Origin of the sequence: [Clostridium] symbiosum ATCC 14940 (assembly GCF_000466485.1) — a bacterium.
Lineage (GTDB): Bacteria > Bacillota > Clostridia > Lachnospirales > Lachnospiraceae > Otoolea > Otoolea symbiosa.
In genome coordinates this window covers 1-19,440 of record NZ_KE992896.1, presented here as the reverse complement: position 1 = coordinate 19,440, position 19,440 = coordinate 1, and the positions used below count along the sequence as shown (strand labels likewise).

Below are 19,440 nucleotides of genomic sequence, written 5' to 3'. Positions count from 1 at the left end.
CTTTGCACTGGAATTTACTTTTTCAAGTCAGCTACCATACGCGGCGTAAAATCAGGCGGCATTACTGTTCACGCCATGCCAAAAAGCAGCATGCTGTAAACTCTGAAGCGCCGTTGCCGAATTTTTTATCGTAAATCTCATGGACGATTTCCTGCACCTCCTCAGAGGATGGGGATCTTGTTAAATCTGATGTAGGGCGGAACTGTAAATCATCACTTTCTTTGAGAAGCTCATCCTTATTTTTCGCGAGTGCATCTGCCTGCTCCATCAATTCTGAAAAATGTTTCAGGTTATATTTCATGGCCTCTGTGTATTTTTTAATGCGGGCAAGATTCCAGCCTGAGAGTTGAGTGGAAAAAGTTAAGAAAGAGGAGAAAGGATTCAAAAAGTGAAACTAAAAGCAAAGAAAACTTGACAGCTTTCCCTTCTTAACAGTATAATAAAGATGTAAAGAAAACTTGACAATTCCGCGGACAGAATTTCAGGGGTGAACAATATGGATAAAGAAGAAATTTTACGCAAAGTGCAAAATCAAAAGGGGAATAAACCCGATGAGATGGAGCAGCAGGTCCAAAGGACGGGATGTAAGAATTCACTGACGGCAGGAATTGCCCTGTGCATACTTCTCACGATTGTAAAGCTGCGTGCGGGAGAGTCCTATTATGACGTTTACGCCGTATGGGGACTGATGGCATGCGTTTACAATCTTTATGTATGGAAAGAATTGAAGGACAAAAGTAATCTCTTCCTTGGCGTGGCATGGGGAATCAGCTCTCTGTTCTGTCTGGTACAGTATGTGATGGGATTATTTTGACGGGTTTAACGATGGAACATGAATTAATACTGAAAAACCGGCTGAAAACAGCCAGAGCCGAACAAGGCATATCCCAGGGAGTGCTGGCGGCCATGGTCGGCGTATCGAGACAGACAATCAGCTATATTGAGACAGGCCAGTTTAATCCTACTGCGAAACTGGCCTTACTCCTGTGTATTGCATTAGATAAAAAGTTTGAAGAGTTATTTTATTTCGGTTAAGTTGACAGATTAGGATAGCAGACATTAAATAAAAAAACAGGCATACCATTCTCAGTCGAACGATATGCCTGCTCTTGTTTATAAAATAGATATCCTCTGATGCCGTTTGCCGGTTATTCTTCTTCCTCAACCGGAGCTGCCTTTTGTTTCATCTGCTTCCTGAACGTCATCAGTACGGAGAATGCGGCTATCAGCAGGAACGCCAGTGAAATTGGCCTGGTCACAAACACGGACCAGTTGCCCGCGCTTGCCTGAAGCGCACGCCGCAGATTTTCTTCCGCCATAGATCCCAGAATGAAGCCGATGATAAGAGGCGTTGTAGGAATTTTTAATTTTTTAAACAGGATTCCCAAAAGTCCGAATCCCAGGACGCACCACACGTCGTAGATACGGGAGTTGCTTGAATACGCTCCGACCACGCAGCAAATCATGATGATGGGCAGCAGCAGGTGCTTGGGAATATCCAGGAGCTTAACAAAAATTCTCAGGCCGGCCCGCTCAAATATCAGCATAAATATGTTTGCCACGATCAGGGCCAGGAAGATACCGTATACAAATTTCCCGCTCTTCTGGAAAATCAGGGGTCCCGGAGAAATACCATGGATGGTCAGTCCGCCCAGAAATATAGCCGTCACTGTGTTTCCGGGAATTCCCATGGTGAGCAGCGGAATCAGGGAACCGCCGATTACAGCATTGTTGGAGGTTTCAGAAGCGATTATTCCATCAATAATACCGGTTCCGAACTTCTCCGGGTGCTTGGAAGAATTTTTTTCCGCCGTGTAGGCTAAAAGTCCTGATGTGGAACCGCCGATACCGGGCAGGATTCCAATTCCGATTCCGATGAGAGCGGAACGGATCATGTTGACAAACTGTTCCTTAAACTCCTTCAGGCTGATGCCAAATCCCTTCAGCTCATAGGATGTTTTGCTCATCTTGTCGGCCAGGTGTTTCCGGTCAAAGCCTGCCTTAATGATATCCGTAACTGCAAACACGCCTATCAATATTACTACAATATCAAAGCCGGAGAGAAGCTGGTACTGACCAAAGGTAAAACGGGTCAGCGCATCGATAGGAGCCATTCCTACCATAGAGAGGGCGATTCCAAATAGACCGGCGATAAGGCCGTTTATTAAGGAATTTCCCGATAAGCTGGCAATGATAGTCAGCGAAAAAATAGCGATGGAGAAATACTCCACGGGAGTAAATTTAAGCGTTACGGCAGCAAGGTACGGGGATATGAACATCAGAGCAAAGATACTGATCATGCCGCCGATAAAAGAGTAGAGAATGCCGACTCCCAGCGCTTTTCCGGCTTCTCCCTTATCCGCCATTGGCCCGCCGTCAAATACGGTGGAGATGGAAGACGGGGTGCCGGGGATTTTCAGCAGGATGGCAGAGATAAGTCCGCCTGAAATTCCTCCCAGATATAAACCAACCAGAAGTGAGATTCCGTTCATCGGCGTCATTCCGAAGGACATCGGAAGAAACAGAACCACCGCCATCGTTGCCGACAGGCCGGGGATTGAGCCGAATATGATACCGACGATTACGCCTATCAGTATGAGCAGCAGGCACATCGGTTGAAATACGAGAGTAAAGGCCTCTAATACCATTTTTCTTCCTCCTTCCTAAAAGCTGAGCAGTCCCGTGGGCAGCGGCATTTTAATGACATACACAAACAGTGCGTAAATCACTACCGGCGCTACTACGGAGATGATGCCAAACAGAATTAAGTTGCGGTTCTTTTCCGTACTCAACAGAGTAATCTGGAAAAAAAGATAGATGAACGTGGAGAGAATAAATCCCAAAGGCTTAAATAGTACAACATAGATAGCCAATAGGACGATAGTCAATAAACCGCCCATTATGTCCTCGTCCGACTTTTTGGCCTCCTCTGACTTTTTAGATAAGAAGGTGAGGAGCAGCTTAATCGCAGAGATTACGATTATAGCCATAGCCACGATCTTGGGGACAAAACCTGACCCCACGTCCTTGTCCATCATCGAATGGATGGACAGGGACTGGATAAACATAAAGATACCGAAAATCAGGAACAGCACCGAACACGCGTAATCCCTCTGTTTATTAGTCATTGGTGTGTACTCCTTTCTTCCCCCCTACTGCCCAGCAAAGAATTCGGTCAGCTTTGCAACCTCGGCCTTGTCTTCCTCATTCATCTGAGCAGCGTCGCGGTAATATGGCACGGCATAATATTTTTCCAGAGTTTCTTTAAAGTCAGGATCCTCGGTTACTTCCTTAATAGCCTCGGAGAGTTTGTTTACAATTGCAGGATCCGCGCCCTTGGGAAGTTTGATTTCATAGTTCTTGGAAGAAACGATATCGTATCCCTGTTCTTTCAGAGTCGGGAATTCTTCCATACCCGGGCAGCGTTCTTCCGAGCAGACACCCAGCACAATAAAGTCGCCGTTCTCAACATAATCCTTGATATTCATATAATTGACAGCCAGAAGATCCACCTGATCCCCCATGAACGCTGCTAAACGTTCTGCTGTTCCGGTTCCTACGTCCAGCTTGTTCAGCTCAATTCCCATGCTCTGTTCAATCATTGCACAGACATAGTGGGTAACGCTTCCGTAAACCTGGGAGTACCTGACTTCGCCTGGATGTTCTTTAGCATAGGCTATCATTTCTTCAAGATTGTTCCATCCGGAGCTTGTCTTGCACACCAGCGTGTAGGTGTTGTCCTGTGCCACCGTAGCTACGTTTGTAAAGTCATCCGTATAAGAGAAATCCGCTGTTTTTGTAGCTTCCTGGACGAGAGACGCGCCTGTGTGGTTAAACAGGATGTTGTAACCGTCCGGCTTCTCGGCCATGATTGTTTTGGCGGCTACAATTCCGCTGCCTCCGGTCATATTAACAACTACGAAGGGCTGTCCGAATTTTTTCTCCAGCTTTTGACACATCAGACGGCAATAGGTATCAGTGTCTCCTCCTGCGTTATAGGGAAGTGTCACAGTCACTGCTTTCTCCGGCCAGGGTGTGTCTGCGTCGGCTGCCGCATTATCAGGCTGCTCCGCCTTCGTGTCTCCTGCCGCGGTATCAGCCGCTTTCTGCTGATCAGCGGGAGCCTCCTTTGCTCCGCCGGAACATCCGGCCAGGGCTGTCAGAGATAACAGTGCCGCCATTGCAATTGCTAAACCTTTTTTCGCTTTCATTACTTCTCCTCCTCTTTCTTGTTTCAGACAATGTCTTCTTTAGAATGTCATGTCCCGGTAGACAATTTCACCATTTTTGAGTGTTAGTACCGGATGAAAAATAAAGTTTCCTTTTCGGATGTTCCGGCTCTCGTCGTAATACGGCCGGTCTCCGAATTCATTGTACCGGGTTTCCTGTCTGACCACAGTCACATCAGCATTTCGTCCGGGAGCCAGCGTCCCGATTTCCCCCTGCATTCCCATAATTTTTGCCGGAAGCTCCGTACAGCGCCTGATGACCTCATATATATCCACGCCCATGTATGTATACTTCGAAACCTGCATGGCCAGATTAAACGAGGTAGGCCGCTGATACATGCTGAACGCGGTCAGATCGGTCCCGATCAGGTCAGGAAGAAATCCCTCCTTCACGGCTTCCTCGCCCACATCAAAAGAGAAATGCGCCCGCGCGTCGGCCGCTTCAAACAGGATGCCCCGTTCCCTGGCCTGCCATGCCGCTTCCTTAACTAAGCCGCCGGCAAGAATTGTGTCGCCAATGTTTTGATACATATGGGTGAGAATATCTCCCGGCCGCAAGATGGACAAAAGCTCATCTATCGTTCCCGGCGGATCCGTACAGTGAACCATCACCGGAACCCCCAGGCTGTCGGCCAAATCAACGGTCCGGCGCAGCGGCTCATACCCTAAGCTCCCCACTATGGACTTGCTGGTCCGAAGCTTCAGGCCCAGCAGCTCGTCTCCGTATTCTGAAAACAACCGCTTGATTTCTGGGGCGTCAAAGTCCTTCGGATCCACGTTTTCCGGATTTGGCAGCGTGGATAAGCCGGCGGAGCTGACATTTAAGTAGGCCTTTGTTCCCAGGCGCCAGCTTTTTATCACAGGGCGGTTTTTCTCATAGGTACCGCATCCGGTGCTCCCTGCGTCCACCGCTGTGGTGACGCCGGAAGAAAAACATACGGCTTCAGCCGGAATTCCGTTTGGGATAAGCGGATACAGGTGGGTGTGATGGTCAATCCAGCCCGGGGTAATGATACAACCCGCAGTATTGATAACCTGCTTTGCCGACCCTGTTTCCTCCCTGCCGATCTTCTTGATTTTTCCTTTGTGGATAACGACGTCCGTCCGTTCCCGAACCTGATTGGCCGGGTCCATGACAAAACCATTTTTTAAAATTACGTCGTCCAATTTCATCCCCGCCTCTCTCTAGCTGGTTTTGTGAAAAATGTTTATTTTACACGGATTTTCTCTCTTTTTTTTTGTGTAATTGTATCGTATCATATACTGTAGAACAAAATCCAACAAAGAAAATTTCCGATTATGACAATGATATTTTGTTAAGGATATTTTCTTCCTGTTTTGTGCTGCACTGATAAAGGGGAAAATTGGGGGAAAGCCTGCGCTTATGATGTTTATGCCATAGGAGAACGGATGGCCTAGAATTGAAGGTCAAAAAATTTGAAGAATTATTTTGCATTATTTTATTTTGCTGAAATTGTTAAAGGAACCATGCACCAACGAATCATTGGTGTACGGTTCCTTTTTGTGTCCTTAATCTAAAAACTGTTCTCCGTATCCGTAATGCTCAACCACATAATCGATATCCTTATCACCCCTGCCGCTTAAGCATACCAGGATGGAGCCAAGTTTTTTCTCTTTTGCCCTGCGCATCGCGTAAGCGACTGCGTGGGAGCTTTCGATGGCCGGAATGATTCCTTCATACCTGGACAGCTTGAAGAAGGCCTCCATGGCCTCCTCATCCCCCACCGTCTCATATTTAACACGGCCAAGGTCATGCAGGAAAGCATGTTCCGGTCCGACAGACGGGTAATCCAGGCCGCTGGCAATGGAATAAACCGGAGCCGGTTCACCGTTTACATCCTTCAGCATAATACTCTCAAAGCCGTGCATGATGCCTTTTTCACCGAATTTCATAGAAGCGGCATGGTCGCCCAGAGTCTCGCCTCTTCCCAATGGCTCGATTCCTGTGATGTCCACGGGATCATCCAGGAAGGGAATGAACATGCCGATGGAGTTGCTGCCTCCGCCCACGCAGGCGCACACCTCATCCGGGAACATGCCTGTCATCTCCAGGAACTGGTCCCTTGCCTCATATCCCACGACGGCCTGGAAATCACGTACCATCAGAGGAAATGGATGGGGGCCTAAAGCGGAACCGATACAGTAGATAGAATCCTTATAGTTTTTAGCATAGGATTCAAAGGCGGAATCCACGGCCTCCTTTAAGGTTTTAAGACCATGGGTAACGGGAACGACCTTCGCCCCAAGAATTTTCATTCTGGTTACGTTGGGGGCCTGCTTTGCAATATCCACCTCGCCCATGTGAATCTCACAGTCCAGACCGAAGAAAGCGGCGGCCGTCGCAAGGGCAACACCGTGCTGTCCGGCGCCGGTTTCTGCGATTAGACGTTTCTTGCCCATAAATTTGGCAAGAAGGCCTTCGCCCATACAGTGGTTTAATTTATGCGCGCCGGTGTGGTTTAAATCTTCGCGCTTCAGGTAAATCTGGCAGTTTCCAATCTTTTTCGACAGACGTTCACAGTGGTAAACGGGCGTGGGCCGGCCTTGAAATTCCTTGCGTACTCTGCGCAGTTCATTGATGAACTGGGATGAATGGCAGATAGTCTGGTAGGCATCTGCGATTTCTTCAAAAGCCGGAAGCAGTTCTTCGGTCAGGTAAGCTCCGCCGTAAGGTCCGAATCGGCCGTCTTTATCGGGAAAATGCTTTAAATAAGTCCTGTAATCCATATCCTTCTCCTTTAAGTGTATGATGTGATTATTATAACTATAATTTTAAGACATTTCAATCATATTCGGCGCTATGGTGGTTACTGTTCAGACGGTTATGTCCCGCGAGGTGTTTTCGTGCGTTTTCTGCGCGAAAATCCCGAGTTACACGGCGCGAAACTGCGTTTTATGCAGTTTCTGTGCATCGCGAAGCGTGTTATTGTTTACATCATGCCGCTTTTTGGCATGGTGTGAACAGTAACCTATGGTGAGAACGTAATGCGGGCAGCGTTCATGGTATCTGTAACATTTACCGCAGATGTGATATAATCCATTTAATCATTTAACAGAAGAAACGGAGATGGAGATACCAATGAAGCTTAGCGACATTAAAGATTATTTGAACACGCTGCTGGCATCTTTTTCAGCAGTTCTGGACCTGGAACTGACCATCCTGCGCTCGGAGCCGCTGGAGCGAGTGGCGGCCACAGGGGAATGGTATAATTCGGATATAGTCTGCTATGAAAACGGCCGCCTGATCCCGCAATGGCAGAACAGCTATACCATGAAGGTAATTGAGACGGGCAAGCCGGTGGTCGCGATTGACACGAAGGAATTTGTGTTTGCTTTTCCCAATATGAGAAAAAGTGTGGACAGCCGTTTTTATTCCGTACTGGCCTATCCGATTAAAATGCGGGGAGAGCTGGAGGGAGTAATTGTCATTGCTTCCTTTGACGAGGAGCAGCACAAGATTATCGTGGAAAAACAGCAGCAGTTAATGGTTTACTTAGAGCGGATTTCCGATTTGATCTCAAGCAAGCTGGAACAGGAGATACTGATTGAGCAGACGCAGATTATGAATAATCAGTTAAATTCCGTCATACAGGCAATGGAGGACGGGATTCTTTTGTATTCACCGACGGCAGGGATATGCCAAAGCAATATGTACGCCCAGAAATACCTCCATTTCAGCGACCCTGATTTAAAGGACGCACTGCTGGCGGAGGTTGTTACGGTGGCGGCCCAGACAACAGAGGAACAGCCAATCCTGATACGGGAAATACATAAAAATATTGACGGCTTCCAGTATCTGCTCCAGGTAAAGACGCGGTTTATCAGGGACAGCGAGGGAAGCGTCCTCTGCATTATCAACCCATTCTCCCAGATACAAAACAGCATCACGCAGAATGAACAGGAGGGGCTTGGGGTCGCGCAGAAACTCGTATTTTCAGGCAAGAAAATGCGGACGCTGGTGAATCAGGCTAAGATAGCGGCACAGCATGCATCCAATGTGCTGATAACAGGGGAAAGCGGAACAGGAAAGGAGATGTTTGCGCGCCTGATTCACTCGGAGAGTCCCAGGAAGGCGCACCCGTTTGTTGCGATGAACTGTGCGGCAATTCCTGAGTCCCTGATGGAAAGCGAGCTGTTCGGCTATGAGGAGGGAGCGTTTACCGGAGCAAGAAAAGGCGGGAGAATTGGAAAAATCCAGCTTGCCAACCATGGAACCTTTTTTCTGGATGAGATCGGCGATATGCCTCTGTATCTCCAGGCTAAACTGCTCCGTGTACTGAGTGAGAGAAAAGTGGACCGCATTGGGAGCAGTTCCAGTTCGCTTATCAATGTCGATGTGAGAATTATCGCTGCGACGAACCGGAACCTGGAAGAGATGATAGAGCGGAAGGAATTCCGGGAAGATTTATATTACCGGCTGAATGTCGTTCCGCTCCATCTTCCGCCGCTGAGGGAACGCCCCGACGATATTCCCTTTTTGATTCAGCATTTTATCGCAAAGTATAATAAGATTCTCGAAAAGGAGATAAGAACGGCCTCCGCGCCGGTCATGGAACTGATGATGAAGTACCGTTGGCCCGGTAATGTGAGGGAGCTTGAGAACAGCATCGAATATATGATGACCTTTGAAAAAAGTCCTGTCCTGTCGCTGGAGGCCGCGCCTCAAAAAATACTCAGTCTCAATAATGAGACTGGAAAAGGCTGCCACCGGACCGGCGGAGAAACATCCTGTCTGCCGTTAAAGACCAGCCTTCGGATGAAGGAGCAGGAGATTCTCAGAACTATGGCGGCCCGCTATGGAGGGCATCCCACGAAGGAGCAGGTACGGGAGATTTGTAAGTATCTTGAGATCAGCGTCGCATCTTATTATCGGAAAATAGGAAGCGCGGCACAGCATGAATAACGGAAATAGAGGAATGGTCTGAACATCTGAAATACAGATGCTCAGACTGTTTTTTTGTGGCGGTGACCTGTACACAGAGCGGGCAGGTTATCATTTAACAGGAAATTTCTCCTGTCAAATAAAAACGGTCCCTCCCTCGTTCACACGTTTTAGCCTTCCATAGTCTCAAAAATGAGAATCTATCCGGCGGACAGTCTTAAAAATGAGACTGATAGCAGCGGCTCATTGACGGTAAAAGGTACAGCCATGTGCAATATACACAATGTTAATTCCATATTTCTGATTTTTCCGACAAAAAACTATGCATAATCGATAAAAAATCTTTCAGATTCAGAATTGGCATGCAGTTTGCTTTATAAAAAAGCAAAGCATAAAGTGCTGAAAGTCATCTAAAATTTTTATTTCTGAAAGGAGAAGTATTATGCAGTACAAATTGAGAGACATGTCATGGAGTGAGTTCGCACAGAGAAGCAAAACAGCAAAAACGATTATCCTTCCGTCGGGGGCTTGTGAGGTATACGGCCCGCATAACCCGCTGGGAGCCGACATACTGGTTGCGAAGAAGATGTCCGAAATGCTGGCGGAGCGTATAGACGGTATCGTCGGCCCATGCCTTGAGGTGGGACAGTCCAAGAGCCTCACGTCCTTTCCGGGTACGATTGCGATTTCCGGGGAGACCCTAAAGGCTGTATACAGCGAAATCATTGCGGAGTTTGTGCGTCTTGGCTTTAAGAACTTCTTTATTGTCAACAACCACCTTCACAACACACAGCCGCTGAACGAGGTTTTAGAGGATGCAAGAATTAAGAACGGTATTAAATACGCACAGGTCGGCGTATGGCAGTATCTTCCGGCCGTATCCGACAAGACCGGCATGTGGGAGACACCGGCGCCGCACGCCCATGCAAGCGAAGCCCAGACTTCTGTTCTGATGTATTTATTTCCGGAGCTGGTTGATATGTCCAAAGCGCCGAATACACCGATGATGTTCGACGACAGATGGCCCGCAATTATGAAAAGCGTTCCGTACAGCAGCATGACCGACAGCGGAACTCTCGGCAATGCGAAGTCCGCCACGGCCGAGAAGGGAGAAAGGGCTGTGGAGCTGATGCTGGCTGAGATGGAAGACTGTGTAAGAAATTACCTTGAGAAATAAATATTTACAAAAAGGAAAAGGAGAAACAGGTATGAAAAAAATACTTTCTATAGCATTAACGGCAGCTATGCTTGGATGTCTCTGCGCATGTGGAAGCAGTTCCCCGGCGCCGGAGACAAAAGCTTTGCAGGCGGAGGGAACCGGTGAAAACGTAGCTGCCGCAGACGGGAAAAATTATGATAAAGTTTCCCTGAAGCTCAGCTACGCGACCGGTGATACCGGGATGGACGGCCTTACGGCAATCGAATTTGAGCGTCTGGTTGAAGAAAAAAGCGGCGGCCAGGTACAGATTGACCGGTTTCCGAATTGTCAGCTGAGCGGCGGTGATATGGTACGCCACGTCGAGATGATGATCGCCGGAGGCGCCTTTGAGCTTGCTATTATCAGTGAGAATTCCTTCTCCGATGTGGATCAGACTTTCCAGGTTACTTCCATTCCTTTTACATTTGCAAACTATGATCAGGCATGGGAAAAAGCCGATTCCACCGGAGGTGAGTTCAGTAAGGAGCTGTTTTCAAAGTACGGCGTTGTCTATTTGAGTACCTTCCCGAACGGCATTATGCAGTTTGCAAACAACAAGCGCGAGCTTCACACGCCGGCCGACATGGTAAACTTGAAAATGCGTACTTACGGCGATCTTCAGATGTCTCTGATGCGTTCCCTCGGCGCAGATCCGACACAGCTTAGCTGGTCCGAGCTGTACTCCGCATTGCAGACCGGAGCGGTGGACGGTAATATGAACGGCTATCAGACTCTGTATTCCGGTTCCCTGCACGAGGTGCAGCCGTATATCACCGAAGTGAATGCAACGCTTTCGCTTTATGATTTCCTGGCAAATCAGGCGGCGTGGGACAAATTAAGCCCGGATACCCAGGCGCTTCTCCAGGAATGCGCAGAAGAAGCTGCAAAATGGGGCCGCGATTACATGAGCAAGACGGAAGCGGAAGTCAAAAAGGAAATGATCGACTATGGTGTTAAGGTTTACGTTCCAACAGCGGAAGAGCTGCTGGCATTCAAGGAAGGAGCAGCGCCTACTATCGAAGAATACAAAAAGATCGTCGGCCCGGAAGCATGTGCGGCCTGGGGCGTAGAATAAAAAATGAATGAAGGGGACTCTATGAAAAAAAGTACAATCAGCTTTGAAGCGGTAATCGTGGCATTTGTAATGCTTACCATGCTTATATTAGTGTTCCTTGGTGTTATTTCCAGATATGTACTCCACTTTTCCTTTTCCTTTACCGAGGAGCTGGTCTGCGCGATGTTCGTCCTCCTTTCCACAATGGGAGGCGCGCTGGCCAGCAAGGAGAACGGCCACTATACGCTGGATTTGATAACCGGGATGATGAAGCCGAAAATGAAGAGAGTATTTTTAATAATTGATACACTGCTTACCTGTGCTGCGGCTTCCGTATTATTGTATACAGGAATTATTATGGTGAAGAGCCAGATGAAAATCGGCAGCCTGTCGATTGCCTTAAAGATTCCAAACTGGGTATACGGTTCGTTCGTGCCCATTGGCCTGGCGTTTATCCTGTACCGCAGCATTCAGTTTATCGTTCAATTGCAAAAAAAGTCAGAGGAGGATGAGAAATGACTGCTGTAACCATGCTTTTAGTATTCTCCCTCTGTGTAATTATCGGCGCGCCGATTGGGACGGCCATGTGCCTTTCCAGTGTTTCGGCGCTGCTCACTTCCGGGATGGGGCTTTCGATGGTTCCGTTTAACTATTATGCTTCCATCAGCAAATTCCTGCTCCTGGCGATACCATTTTTCATTTTAGCCGGAAACATTATGGAGAAAGCCGGAATTTCTACCAAGCTAATTGCATTTGCCCAGTCCTTTGTGGGACATGTTAACGGAGGACTGGCTCTGGTATGTGTACTGGTGGCATGCTTTTTTGCCGCGATTTCCGGTTCCGGGCCCGCCACGGTAGCGGCTCTCGGAGGAATTATCATTCCGGCGATGACGGCCGTGGGATATTCCAAAGGTGACGCGTCTGCCTTGATGGCCACTGCCGGAGGGATTGGAATCATCATTCCGCCCTCTATTTCCTTCGTTGTCTACAGTTCCATTGCCAATGTATCGGTGGGAACTTTGTTCATGGCCGGTATTGTACCCGGTCTCCTCATGGGCTTTTCTCTGTTTGCAGCGTCTATGTGGGTTACGAGAAAGAGCAGATTGCTGCGCGCTCCGAAAGCCAGCGCGGCAAACCGGTGGGCGGCGTTTAAGGATGCGTTCTGGGGCCTTATGATGCCGGTTATTATCCTGGGCGGAATTTACGGAGGGATCTTCACGCCTACCGAGGCTGCCGCTGTTGCCGCTGTTTACGGGCTCTTCGTCGGCATGTTCATTTACAGGACACTGAGGATGAAAGAATTGCTGGCAATCGTTGTGGATTCCGGCAAACAGACCGGGGCGGTCATGTGGACTGTGGGAAATGCGGCGCTTATGAGCTGGGTACTGTCGGTTTCCGGTATCTCGGGAGCACTGACAGACTTTGTGGTCCGGATTTCAGGCGGCCATACCGTTATCTTCCTGATAGTTGTAAATATCGTTATTCTGATTGCGGGGTGCTTCATTGACGGCAACTCCATCATGTACATTTTTGTGCCGATCTTCCTGCCGGTTGCGCTGACGCTTGGCTACAATCCAATCGTACTCGGCGTCGTCCTTGTTATGAATGTTGCAATCGGAATGGTTACTCCGCCGGTTGGCTGTAACCTCTATGTTGCCTGCGGAGTGTCGGGCATCCAGGTTAAGGAGATTGTAAAGCCGGTTATTCCGTATATTGTTGCCAGTATCATTACACTCCTGCTTGTAACTTATATTCCACAGATTACGCTGTTCCTCCCGAGGCTCCTCGGGCAGATTAGCTGAGTCTGGCGGCGCGAAGCGATGAAAAGTAAACTTTGCACCACAATCAACGGCGTTTTTTGCCGTTTCGATGCATTATTTGTAGCGGTTTGGCCGGAGGCTGAACTGTAACAATCTATCCGATAAGAGAGGTAAGAATTATGAAAAGTAAATTTGTTTTGGCCCAGCTTGACCAGAAGGGATGGCCGGAGGAAAACATGGCTAACGCAGAAAAAGCGGTGGCTGAAGCGGTGGAGCGTTATCAGCCTGATATGATGATTTTTCCGGAGTGCTTTATGAGCCATTTTCCGACCGGCACCGACCGGGCAGTCTGCCTGGGAACTGCGCAGACGCTGGATGGTCCATTTGTAACAGGCATGAGAAAGCTTGCCGCGGATAACGGCATCTGGATTATTTTCGGTATGAATGAGAAGGTTGAAGATCCGGAGGATGACCGCAATTATAACTGCACCGTGGTGATAGACGATAAAGGGGAGATTGTATCCACCTACCGAAAAACACATCTCTACGACGCATTCGGCTATAAGGAATCCGATGATAACAAACCGGGCGACAAGTTCTTCGAACCGATTGATACGCCGTTTGGTAAAATTGGCCTCTTTGTATGCTATGAGGTCCGTTTCCCGGAGGTGGCCAGGTACCAGCGCTCCAAGGGCGCGGATATCATCATTATGCCGACTGCCTGGGTGCCCGGTCCGCTCAAAAGCTCCCAGTTCCGTACCCTGATTTCCGCCCGTGCAATAGAAAATACCGTTTACATGGCAGCCTGTGATCAGGTTGGAGAAAACGGCATGGGTGAGAGCGTTGTTGTTGATCCGATGGGGGTTGTCGTGGCCGGCGCCGGTGAAGTTGAGACATTGATTTGTGCTGAGATTGACACGGAGCGTATAGAGAAGGTCCGGGCGAAGCTGCCGGCCTATAAGGATCGGCGGCCGGAATTATATGAGATTTAGCTGCGGCCGGGAGTCGTCCGGCGTAACAGTTCATGCTGTCTGAACTGTTACGATCCGGCCGCACTGAAAGCAAAATACACATGCTGTCTAAGCAATTGTCTGTCTCCATAAAACAATAGAAACTTCAAATTCAGGATCTCCGGGAGCCAGATAGAACTGCCCTCCCTTTTCATTTACAAGATTCCGGACGCTGGCAAGTCCGATGCCGGGGCCGCTGTGCTTGGATGAGTATATCTGCCCGCCTGGAGCTGAGGCATGGAAATTACCGTCCCAGTTGTTCCTGACGCTGATAAGCAGATTACCTGAGGCAATTCTGGAATGCACCTTGACGGAGCGTTTTTCATATGGCAGCTTTTCTGAGGCCTCTATGGCATTTTCAATCAGATTGCCAAAGAGAACACCGAGATTCCAGCCTTCCAGTTTCAGCTCCCGGGGAAGGGAAACCTTCAGCTCCAGGGGAACTTGTTTCTGCATGGCCAACTGCCGGTAATAAGACAGAACCGCGCCGGCAGCCTGATTTTCACAGAGAAACAAAGAACCGGTATCTGCGGGAGCAGACGCAAAACCGTCTAAATACTCCGCCAGGTCCTTGTAGCGCTGATGACCTGCCAGTTCTCTGAGTGTGTTCATGTGATGGCGCAGATCATGGCGCATCCGGCGCGTTTCTTCGAAGCTGTCGGAAATCAGGCGGTAATTTTCTTCCTGCAAAGAAAACTGGCGTTTCATGTGACGGATATTTTCCGACAGCACAGCCCGCTCCGTGCTTGCTTTGACCATATCGTACCATAACCCGCCGGCCAGAAGAATAATGAAAATAAAAGCGGCATTTTCTGTCTGCCAGCCAAAACGCACCGGCTCAAACACAGGGGCTGCTTCCTGGCAGAACAGCCCGGCCGCTATGGCACACAGCCCTGAAAGAAGGAGGCAGTTCATGGAGTCGGTCTGTTCACGGTTCAGCATTGCTGTGATGATAAGCCAGCCGAAAAGTATCATTTTGATGCAGCCCAGCACCAGGGAATAAACGAGCATGGCATTCAGACTGTGCCCCAAAAGCGGGGGTACAGCCAGAACCAGCAGGACCGGCGCCGCGCTGAAACCGAGAACGATCCGCCGCGGCCGGCCGGTAATATTACAAAGTGTACAATGCAGTGAGGCGGCCGCAGTCAGGAAGAGATAAAAGCTGATATCTTCTAATCGGTATGACCAGAATCCGGCCCCGAACAGATGGAAGAGCGGGTACGCAGCAAAGAGTGAAAAGGAGAAGCTTGTCAGGGCAAAAAGGACCATTCTGTTTCTCTCAGCTCTTATTTTCAGACCAATCAGGAGATAGAGCAGCCCTACCGTAAAGGAAGATACGACCATGAGACCGGTCCGCAGGAATCGGAACGAGATAAGATTCAAAACTGCATTTACGGAGCCGAAGGCGGGAGGATAGACCATTCCGCTGTAATAATGGCGGGAATCGGCAGCCTGGACTACGATCTCCGCTTGTCCGGCCGCCTGAAACGAAACCATGCCGGTTCGGACAGAGGGGGCGGCTAACGGATTATCCACATCGCCGAGACGGCTGGCCAGACTGCCGTTAATCCAGACCCGGGAGGAGGAATAGATTTCAGGCAGTTCTAAAGCATACGTTTTTTCTTCCTGCGGGAGCAGGACGGTCAGGCGGTAAGTTGCGCAGCCGTGGGGTAAGGATCCCCTGCCGCCTGCCTCAAAGCCTCCGTATTCTCCAAGATAGGTATAGAACGGTTCGTGTCCGTCAAATTCTCCGGGGGCCAATAGCTGCTGGGGATAGAATTCCCAGCCGTAAGTCAGGATGGTCAGAATATCGTCACGATTTTCCCGGCTCAGGTTAAGAATGCCGTGTGAACCCTGAATGCCGGGAAAGCGGTACTTATTGTCAAAGCGGTACTGCAGCGTAAAAAGGACAAAAGCGCAGAGGAGGGCGGCTGTCAGATAAAAAAACCGTTTTTTGTAAGTTTTACTATTGATATTACCGCCTCCTTATCATCCAAAAGCCGGCCAGGCCGCCCAAGATGAGGGCACCCAGGCCGATTAGCTGCCTGAAAACTGTGAATGTATCAATCGTTCCGGAGTCCGGTGATACTGTTTCAGGCAATTCACTCACTGTAGCGGCCGTCTGAGAGGCGGCCGCTTTGGGTGTGCTTTGTGCCTGCCGTTTGACGGCTCCTTGAGAATGCTTTACATCAGACGGCTTTGCGGCCGATCTGTTTTTGGAGATTTCTTGTTTTGAAAGTGAAAGGCCGGCATCCCGTGCGGCTGAAAACGGGAGCGGGTCAGGGCGGACAGTCCCGGGGCCGGTTTCTCCGGTCCTATCCGCTTCCTCACCTGAGCCGTTGCCGCTGTTATCGCCGCTGCTGGTATTGCCGTTATTGTCGCCGCTGGTATTACCGTTATTGCCGCCGTTACTGCTATTACCGCTGCTGCCGTTGCCGTCTCCGCTGTCGTTCCCGCCGCCGTTATGATTGCCTTCATCCGCGTCACCGGGCCCTGTTCCAGGGGGCTCGCCGCCGGAAGGCTCATCAGGTTCCGGGGCAATGACGGGCGGTTCCGGCTCTGTACCGGGGGGCTCCGGTTTTATATCCGGAGAATCTGTCACGTCCCCCTCGAACAGGCCTTCAGGCGGCTTGGACCACCGCTTGCCGCCTCCCCGATCTCCGCCGGAAGGATGACCGATATTGACACCGGTAGGCTGGTGTTCGATGGTCAGCGCGGTGGAAAAAGGTGTAATATCAGACCGGTTTTTTTGTTCCACCTGGAATGAGTATCCCTGCCTCCTGAGGAGTGAATTCTTTAATTGGGAGACGGACAGAGAGGTTTGGCCCAGCTTTACATTGGAAAGTCCGGTAATATCATACCAGTTCAGGCCGGCATCATATGAACACCAGACTGTCAGGCCGGACAGTTCCTCAAATTGAAGTTCATCACTATATCCTTTATAAAAGTCGAAATAAACGGTCTGGTTTTTTAGAAGTCGGTTCCAGTCGGCTTCCATGATAAAGTCGTCGACCAATGCATCGGAAATTACGGAGACAGTGAGCGCCGGGACAGGCATCGATTCAAAATCGAGAAGAGCTCCGTATTGCTCCATGGTTTCACCGGAAAAGGTTCCGTAAATAACGGTGTCACCGACCAGGCTGCAGTCAACCGCATCCCAGTCCCACTGCACAGGAACCGGCCGGTCTAGCTTTTTACTCCAAAAGCCATCGGGCCGATCTCCGTAAAAGACGTTTACTGATGAAAAGAAATCACGCCGCAGCGTCTCCGGCCGGTCCTTTATTACAGTGGTCTCAAGCGGTATCTGCTGGTGGGATCCGGCCGTATAACGGAGGATACGAAACGGTCCGTCCGACTCTGAAAAAGTGTAGTCGTGCCAGTTATCACGTGGGGTATCCCATCGAAGGCCGTCCGATGAAATGACAGAAACGGAAGAGATGACATTCCCTGCGTCCACATTGACTTTTACGAAATCGGAATTCGTGCCGCAGAATCCGCCGAGGTTTAAACCGATTGCCTGTAAAATAGCATCTTTGTGCATGCCGGTCATGACAATCCCGGTTTTAGAAACCCGTACCCGGGAACTTGGCGTTATGTCATACCAGTTCTCACCGCCATCCCTGCTTTCGTATAAGGTGAGCATGCGTTCCGGCAGTGCGAAGGGTTCCCCGTTCATTATAAAGTCGAGATACAGGATATCGGAATTGTTTCGCGGCTGAAAAGAGAGTATGCCTCCCATTTCAATCTTCAGCGTAAAGGAAGGGGAAGGAACCTGTTCCCAGTCAAGCGGGTAAGGAAAATCATCCGTATCCAAGCTGCCTGTGACCAGATAACTTCCGGGCCTGCTGAAATCCACATCTGAAAGATCCCACTTAACGTTCAGAGTAAAATAATCATCTATGTGCCCGTCCGGTCCGTCCAGATACAGGTCGACCGTCTCCGGCGGCCGATTATATTCGTCAAACTCATACCCAAATTCCAGTTCAAGGGGGCGATCCGCATAGTAAAAGTCATATCCGCAAAAGGAGTATTCCGCTTCATTGTTTTGGGCGGGGAGAAGGAGTGATGAAGGCGAGGCGGGCAGAAGTTCATCTTCCAAAACCTCGGTGTCTTCTTCATCATCAGCATCGTAGCTACCGCCGTTGTCTGTACTGCCACCGGTTCCCGCAGTGATGCTGCCTTCGCCGGATTCGTTTTTATCATGCTCCTGGCCGAAGCCGTCCTCCTCTCCGTTATCAGGTTCAGCCTCACTTGAACTGGCTGCCGTATCCGGCCGTTCGGTTATCCCGGCTGTGCCGGGTACGACTGCCATTGCCGTGAGGGGAGCGGTGAGCAAATTAAAAAGAAGCAGAGATATCGCCGCAGCGCTTATCAGCCTGTATTTTTTCATAGAATGCCACCTGTCATCGAACTGGTGAGATAACGTCCGTATTCCCTCTCAAAGATTTTTTCACCGGCTCTGCTTAGCGGAACCATTTCCCCTGTTTTCAGAAGTATATCATTGCCGCACCTTCTTGCAATGTAGTCCATATTTAACAGATAGCTTCTGTGTATCCGCAGGAAACGCGGGTCGTCAAGCTGCCTGGCAGTATTTTCCAGAGTGCATCGCAGGGAAATCAGACTTTCGGCATGAATGACAGTCCTGTTCCGGAATACCTCGGCGAAGCGGATCTGGTTAAGCGGGATCCGCAGTTCCTCACCGCCGGAAAGGAAAGAAGCGGATCTGGCGGTGGCAGACAGAAGCTGACCGCACCTAGCCATAGCTGCGTCAATTCTGTCGCAGGTAATGGGCTTTACCAGGTAATGAACGGCATTGACTTCATAGCTTCCGGCGTAATGGTCGGTACTGACCGTTACAAAGATAATCGCGCATTCATTTCCTCTGTCCCGCAGTTTTTGGGCCAGTTCCATTCCGGAGAGGGGAGTCATATAGATATCTAAAAACAGAATCCGAATGTCAGGGTCCACCGCGGCGGCTTCTAAAAGAAGTTCCCCGCTATCAAATTCCAATACGGTATAGTCCAGAAGATTCTTCCCCGCATATTCCCGGATATATCGTGATAGCTGGCTGAGTGCCGCATTATCGTCATCACAAACTGCTATTTTCATATTCATACTTTTCCTTTGTTAAGATGTATAGAAGATAAAATAAATTATACTTAATATTAAAACATAGAAGGAGGGCTTCCGCAAGAATATTTCAACCAGCGTGTACGGTTTGTGTTGCTGTTCACACGCAATGTCATTTAGTCAACAGTGCAATAAATTGGAGATTTAACTGAGGCC

At 49.3% G+C, this 19,440-nt stretch carries 17 protein-coding genes; 8 read left to right on the top strand and 9 right to left on the bottom strand.

Annotated elements, in window-relative coordinates; all coding sequences use genetic code 11:
• Positions 1 to 61: 61 nt before the first annotated feature.
• Positions 62 to 301, bottom strand: a complete 240-nt coding sequence (locus CLOSYM_RS09930; protein ID WP_021642036.1) for a hypothetical protein — start codon at positions 299 to 301, stop codon at positions 62 to 64.
• Positions 302 to 496: 195 nt separating this feature from the next.
• Here CLOSYM_RS09930 and CLOSYM_RS09925 point away from each other — a divergent pair, with 195 nt between their 5' ends.
• On the top strand, positions 497 to 814 hold the full coding sequence (locus tag CLOSYM_RS09925; RefSeq protein ID WP_021642035.1) for a DUF6442 family protein: 318 nt from the start codon (positions 497 to 499) through the stop codon (positions 812 to 814).
• 11 nt (positions 815 to 825) lie between these two features.
• Complete coding sequence (locus tag CLOSYM_RS09920) at positions 826 to 1,035, top strand: helix-turn-helix transcriptional regulator (protein ID WP_021642034.1); 210 nt, start codon at positions 826 to 828, stop codon at positions 1,033 to 1,035.
• A 113-nt stretch (positions 1,036 to 1,148) separates the two neighbouring features.
• Here the strand turns inward: CLOSYM_RS09920 and CLOSYM_RS09915 are convergent, their stop codons facing one another.
• The 5 genes from CLOSYM_RS09915 to trpB all read right to left on the bottom strand — a co-directional run bounded on the left by CLOSYM_RS09915 (position 1,149) and on the right by trpB (position 6,977).
• Positions 1,149 to 2,648 (bottom strand): tripartite tricarboxylate transporter permease, encoded by a 1,500-nt coding sequence (locus CLOSYM_RS09915; protein ID WP_021642033.1) that lies wholly within the window; start codon positions 2,646 to 2,648, stop codon positions 1,149 to 1,151.
• Between the two features lie 15 nt (positions 2,649 to 2,663).
• Positions 2,664 to 3,128 carry a tripartite tricarboxylate transporter TctB family protein gene (locus CLOSYM_RS09910; protein ID WP_003502388.1) on the bottom strand — a complete coding sequence of 155 codons (465 nt, stop codon included), beginning with the start codon at positions 3,126 to 3,128 and terminating at the stop codon, positions 2,664 to 2,666.
• 24 nt (positions 3,129 to 3,152) lie between these two features.
• Positions 3,153 to 4,211: a tripartite tricarboxylate transporter substrate binding protein gene (locus tag CLOSYM_RS09905; protein WP_021642032.1), complete on the bottom strand. Its 1,059-nt coding sequence runs from the start codon at positions 4,209 to 4,211 to the stop codon at positions 3,153 to 3,155.
• A gap of 39 nt (positions 4,212 to 4,250) precedes the next feature.
• Positions 4,251 to 5,402: an amidohydrolase family protein gene (locus CLOSYM_RS09900; RefSeq protein WP_021642031.1), complete on the bottom strand. Its 1,152-nt coding sequence runs from the start codon at positions 5,400 to 5,402 to the stop codon at positions 4,251 to 4,253.
• 357 nt (positions 5,403 to 5,759) lie between these two features.
• Positions 5,760 to 6,977, bottom strand: a complete 1,218-nt coding sequence (gene trpB / locus CLOSYM_RS09895; RefSeq protein ID WP_021642030.1) for a tryptophan synthase subunit beta — start codon at positions 6,975 to 6,977, stop codon at positions 5,760 to 5,762.
• A gap of 340 nt (positions 6,978 to 7,317) precedes the next feature.
• Between trpB and CLOSYM_RS09890 the strand changes: the two genes are divergently transcribed.
• From CLOSYM_RS09890 to CLOSYM_RS09865, 6 genes are all read left to right on the top strand, one after another.
• Positions 7,318 to 9,153: a sigma 54-interacting transcriptional regulator gene (locus CLOSYM_RS09890; RefSeq protein WP_021642029.1), complete on the top strand. Its 1,836-nt coding sequence runs from the start codon at positions 7,318 to 7,320 to the stop codon at positions 9,151 to 9,153.
• A gap of 421 nt (positions 9,154 to 9,574) precedes the next feature.
• Positions 9,575 to 10,309 (top strand): creatininase family protein, encoded by a 735-nt coding sequence (locus tag CLOSYM_RS09885; RefSeq protein ID WP_021642027.1) that lies wholly within the window; start codon positions 9,575 to 9,577, stop codon positions 10,307 to 10,309.
• A gap of 31 nt (positions 10,310 to 10,340) precedes the next feature.
• On the top strand, positions 10,341 to 11,405 hold the full coding sequence (locus CLOSYM_RS09880; RefSeq protein ID WP_044902335.1) for a TRAP transporter substrate-binding protein: 1,065 nt from the start codon (positions 10,341 to 10,343) through the stop codon (positions 11,403 to 11,405).
• Positions 11,406 to 11,426: 21 nt separating this feature from the next.
• Entirely contained in the window at positions 11,427 to 11,903 is a 477-nt protein-coding gene (locus CLOSYM_RS09875) for a TRAP transporter small permease (protein WP_227072800.1), read from the top strand.
• Positions 11,900 to 13,186 carry a TRAP transporter large permease gene (locus tag CLOSYM_RS09870; RefSeq protein WP_003502402.1) on the top strand — a complete coding sequence of 429 codons (1,287 nt, stop codon included), beginning with the start codon at positions 11,900 to 11,902 and terminating at the stop codon, positions 13,184 to 13,186. The genes CLOSYM_RS09875 and CLOSYM_RS09870 overlap by 4 nt, the downstream gene beginning before the upstream one ends.
• Before the next feature lie 137 nt (positions 13,187 to 13,323).
• Positions 13,324 to 14,136, top strand: a complete 813-nt coding sequence (locus CLOSYM_RS09865; protein WP_021642025.1) for a carbon-nitrogen hydrolase family protein — start codon at positions 13,324 to 13,326, stop codon at positions 14,134 to 14,136.
• Positions 14,137 to 14,223: 87 nt separating this feature from the next.
• On the opposite strand, the gene CLOSYM_RS09860 is transcribed toward CLOSYM_RS09865, so the two are convergent.
• From CLOSYM_RS09860 to CLOSYM_RS09850, 3 genes are all read right to left on the bottom strand, one after another.
• Complete coding sequence (locus tag CLOSYM_RS09860) at positions 14,224 to 15,915, bottom strand: sensor histidine kinase (protein ID WP_021642024.1); 1,692 nt, start codon at positions 15,913 to 15,915, stop codon at positions 14,224 to 14,226.
• Positions 15,916 to 16,129: 214 nt separating this feature from the next.
• Complete coding sequence (locus tag CLOSYM_RS09855; protein ID WP_021642023.1) at positions 16,130 to 18,544, bottom strand: hypothetical protein; 2,415 nt, start codon at positions 18,542 to 18,544, stop codon at positions 16,130 to 16,132.
• A complete protein-coding gene (locus CLOSYM_RS09850; protein WP_242828665.1) occupies positions 18,541 to 19,263 on the bottom strand; it encodes a LytR/AlgR family response regulator transcription factor in 723 nt (240 codons plus the stop codon). Before CLOSYM_RS09850 ends, CLOSYM_RS09855 begins: the two co-directional genes overlap by 4 nt.
• Positions 19,264 to 19,440 lie beyond the last annotated feature (177 nt).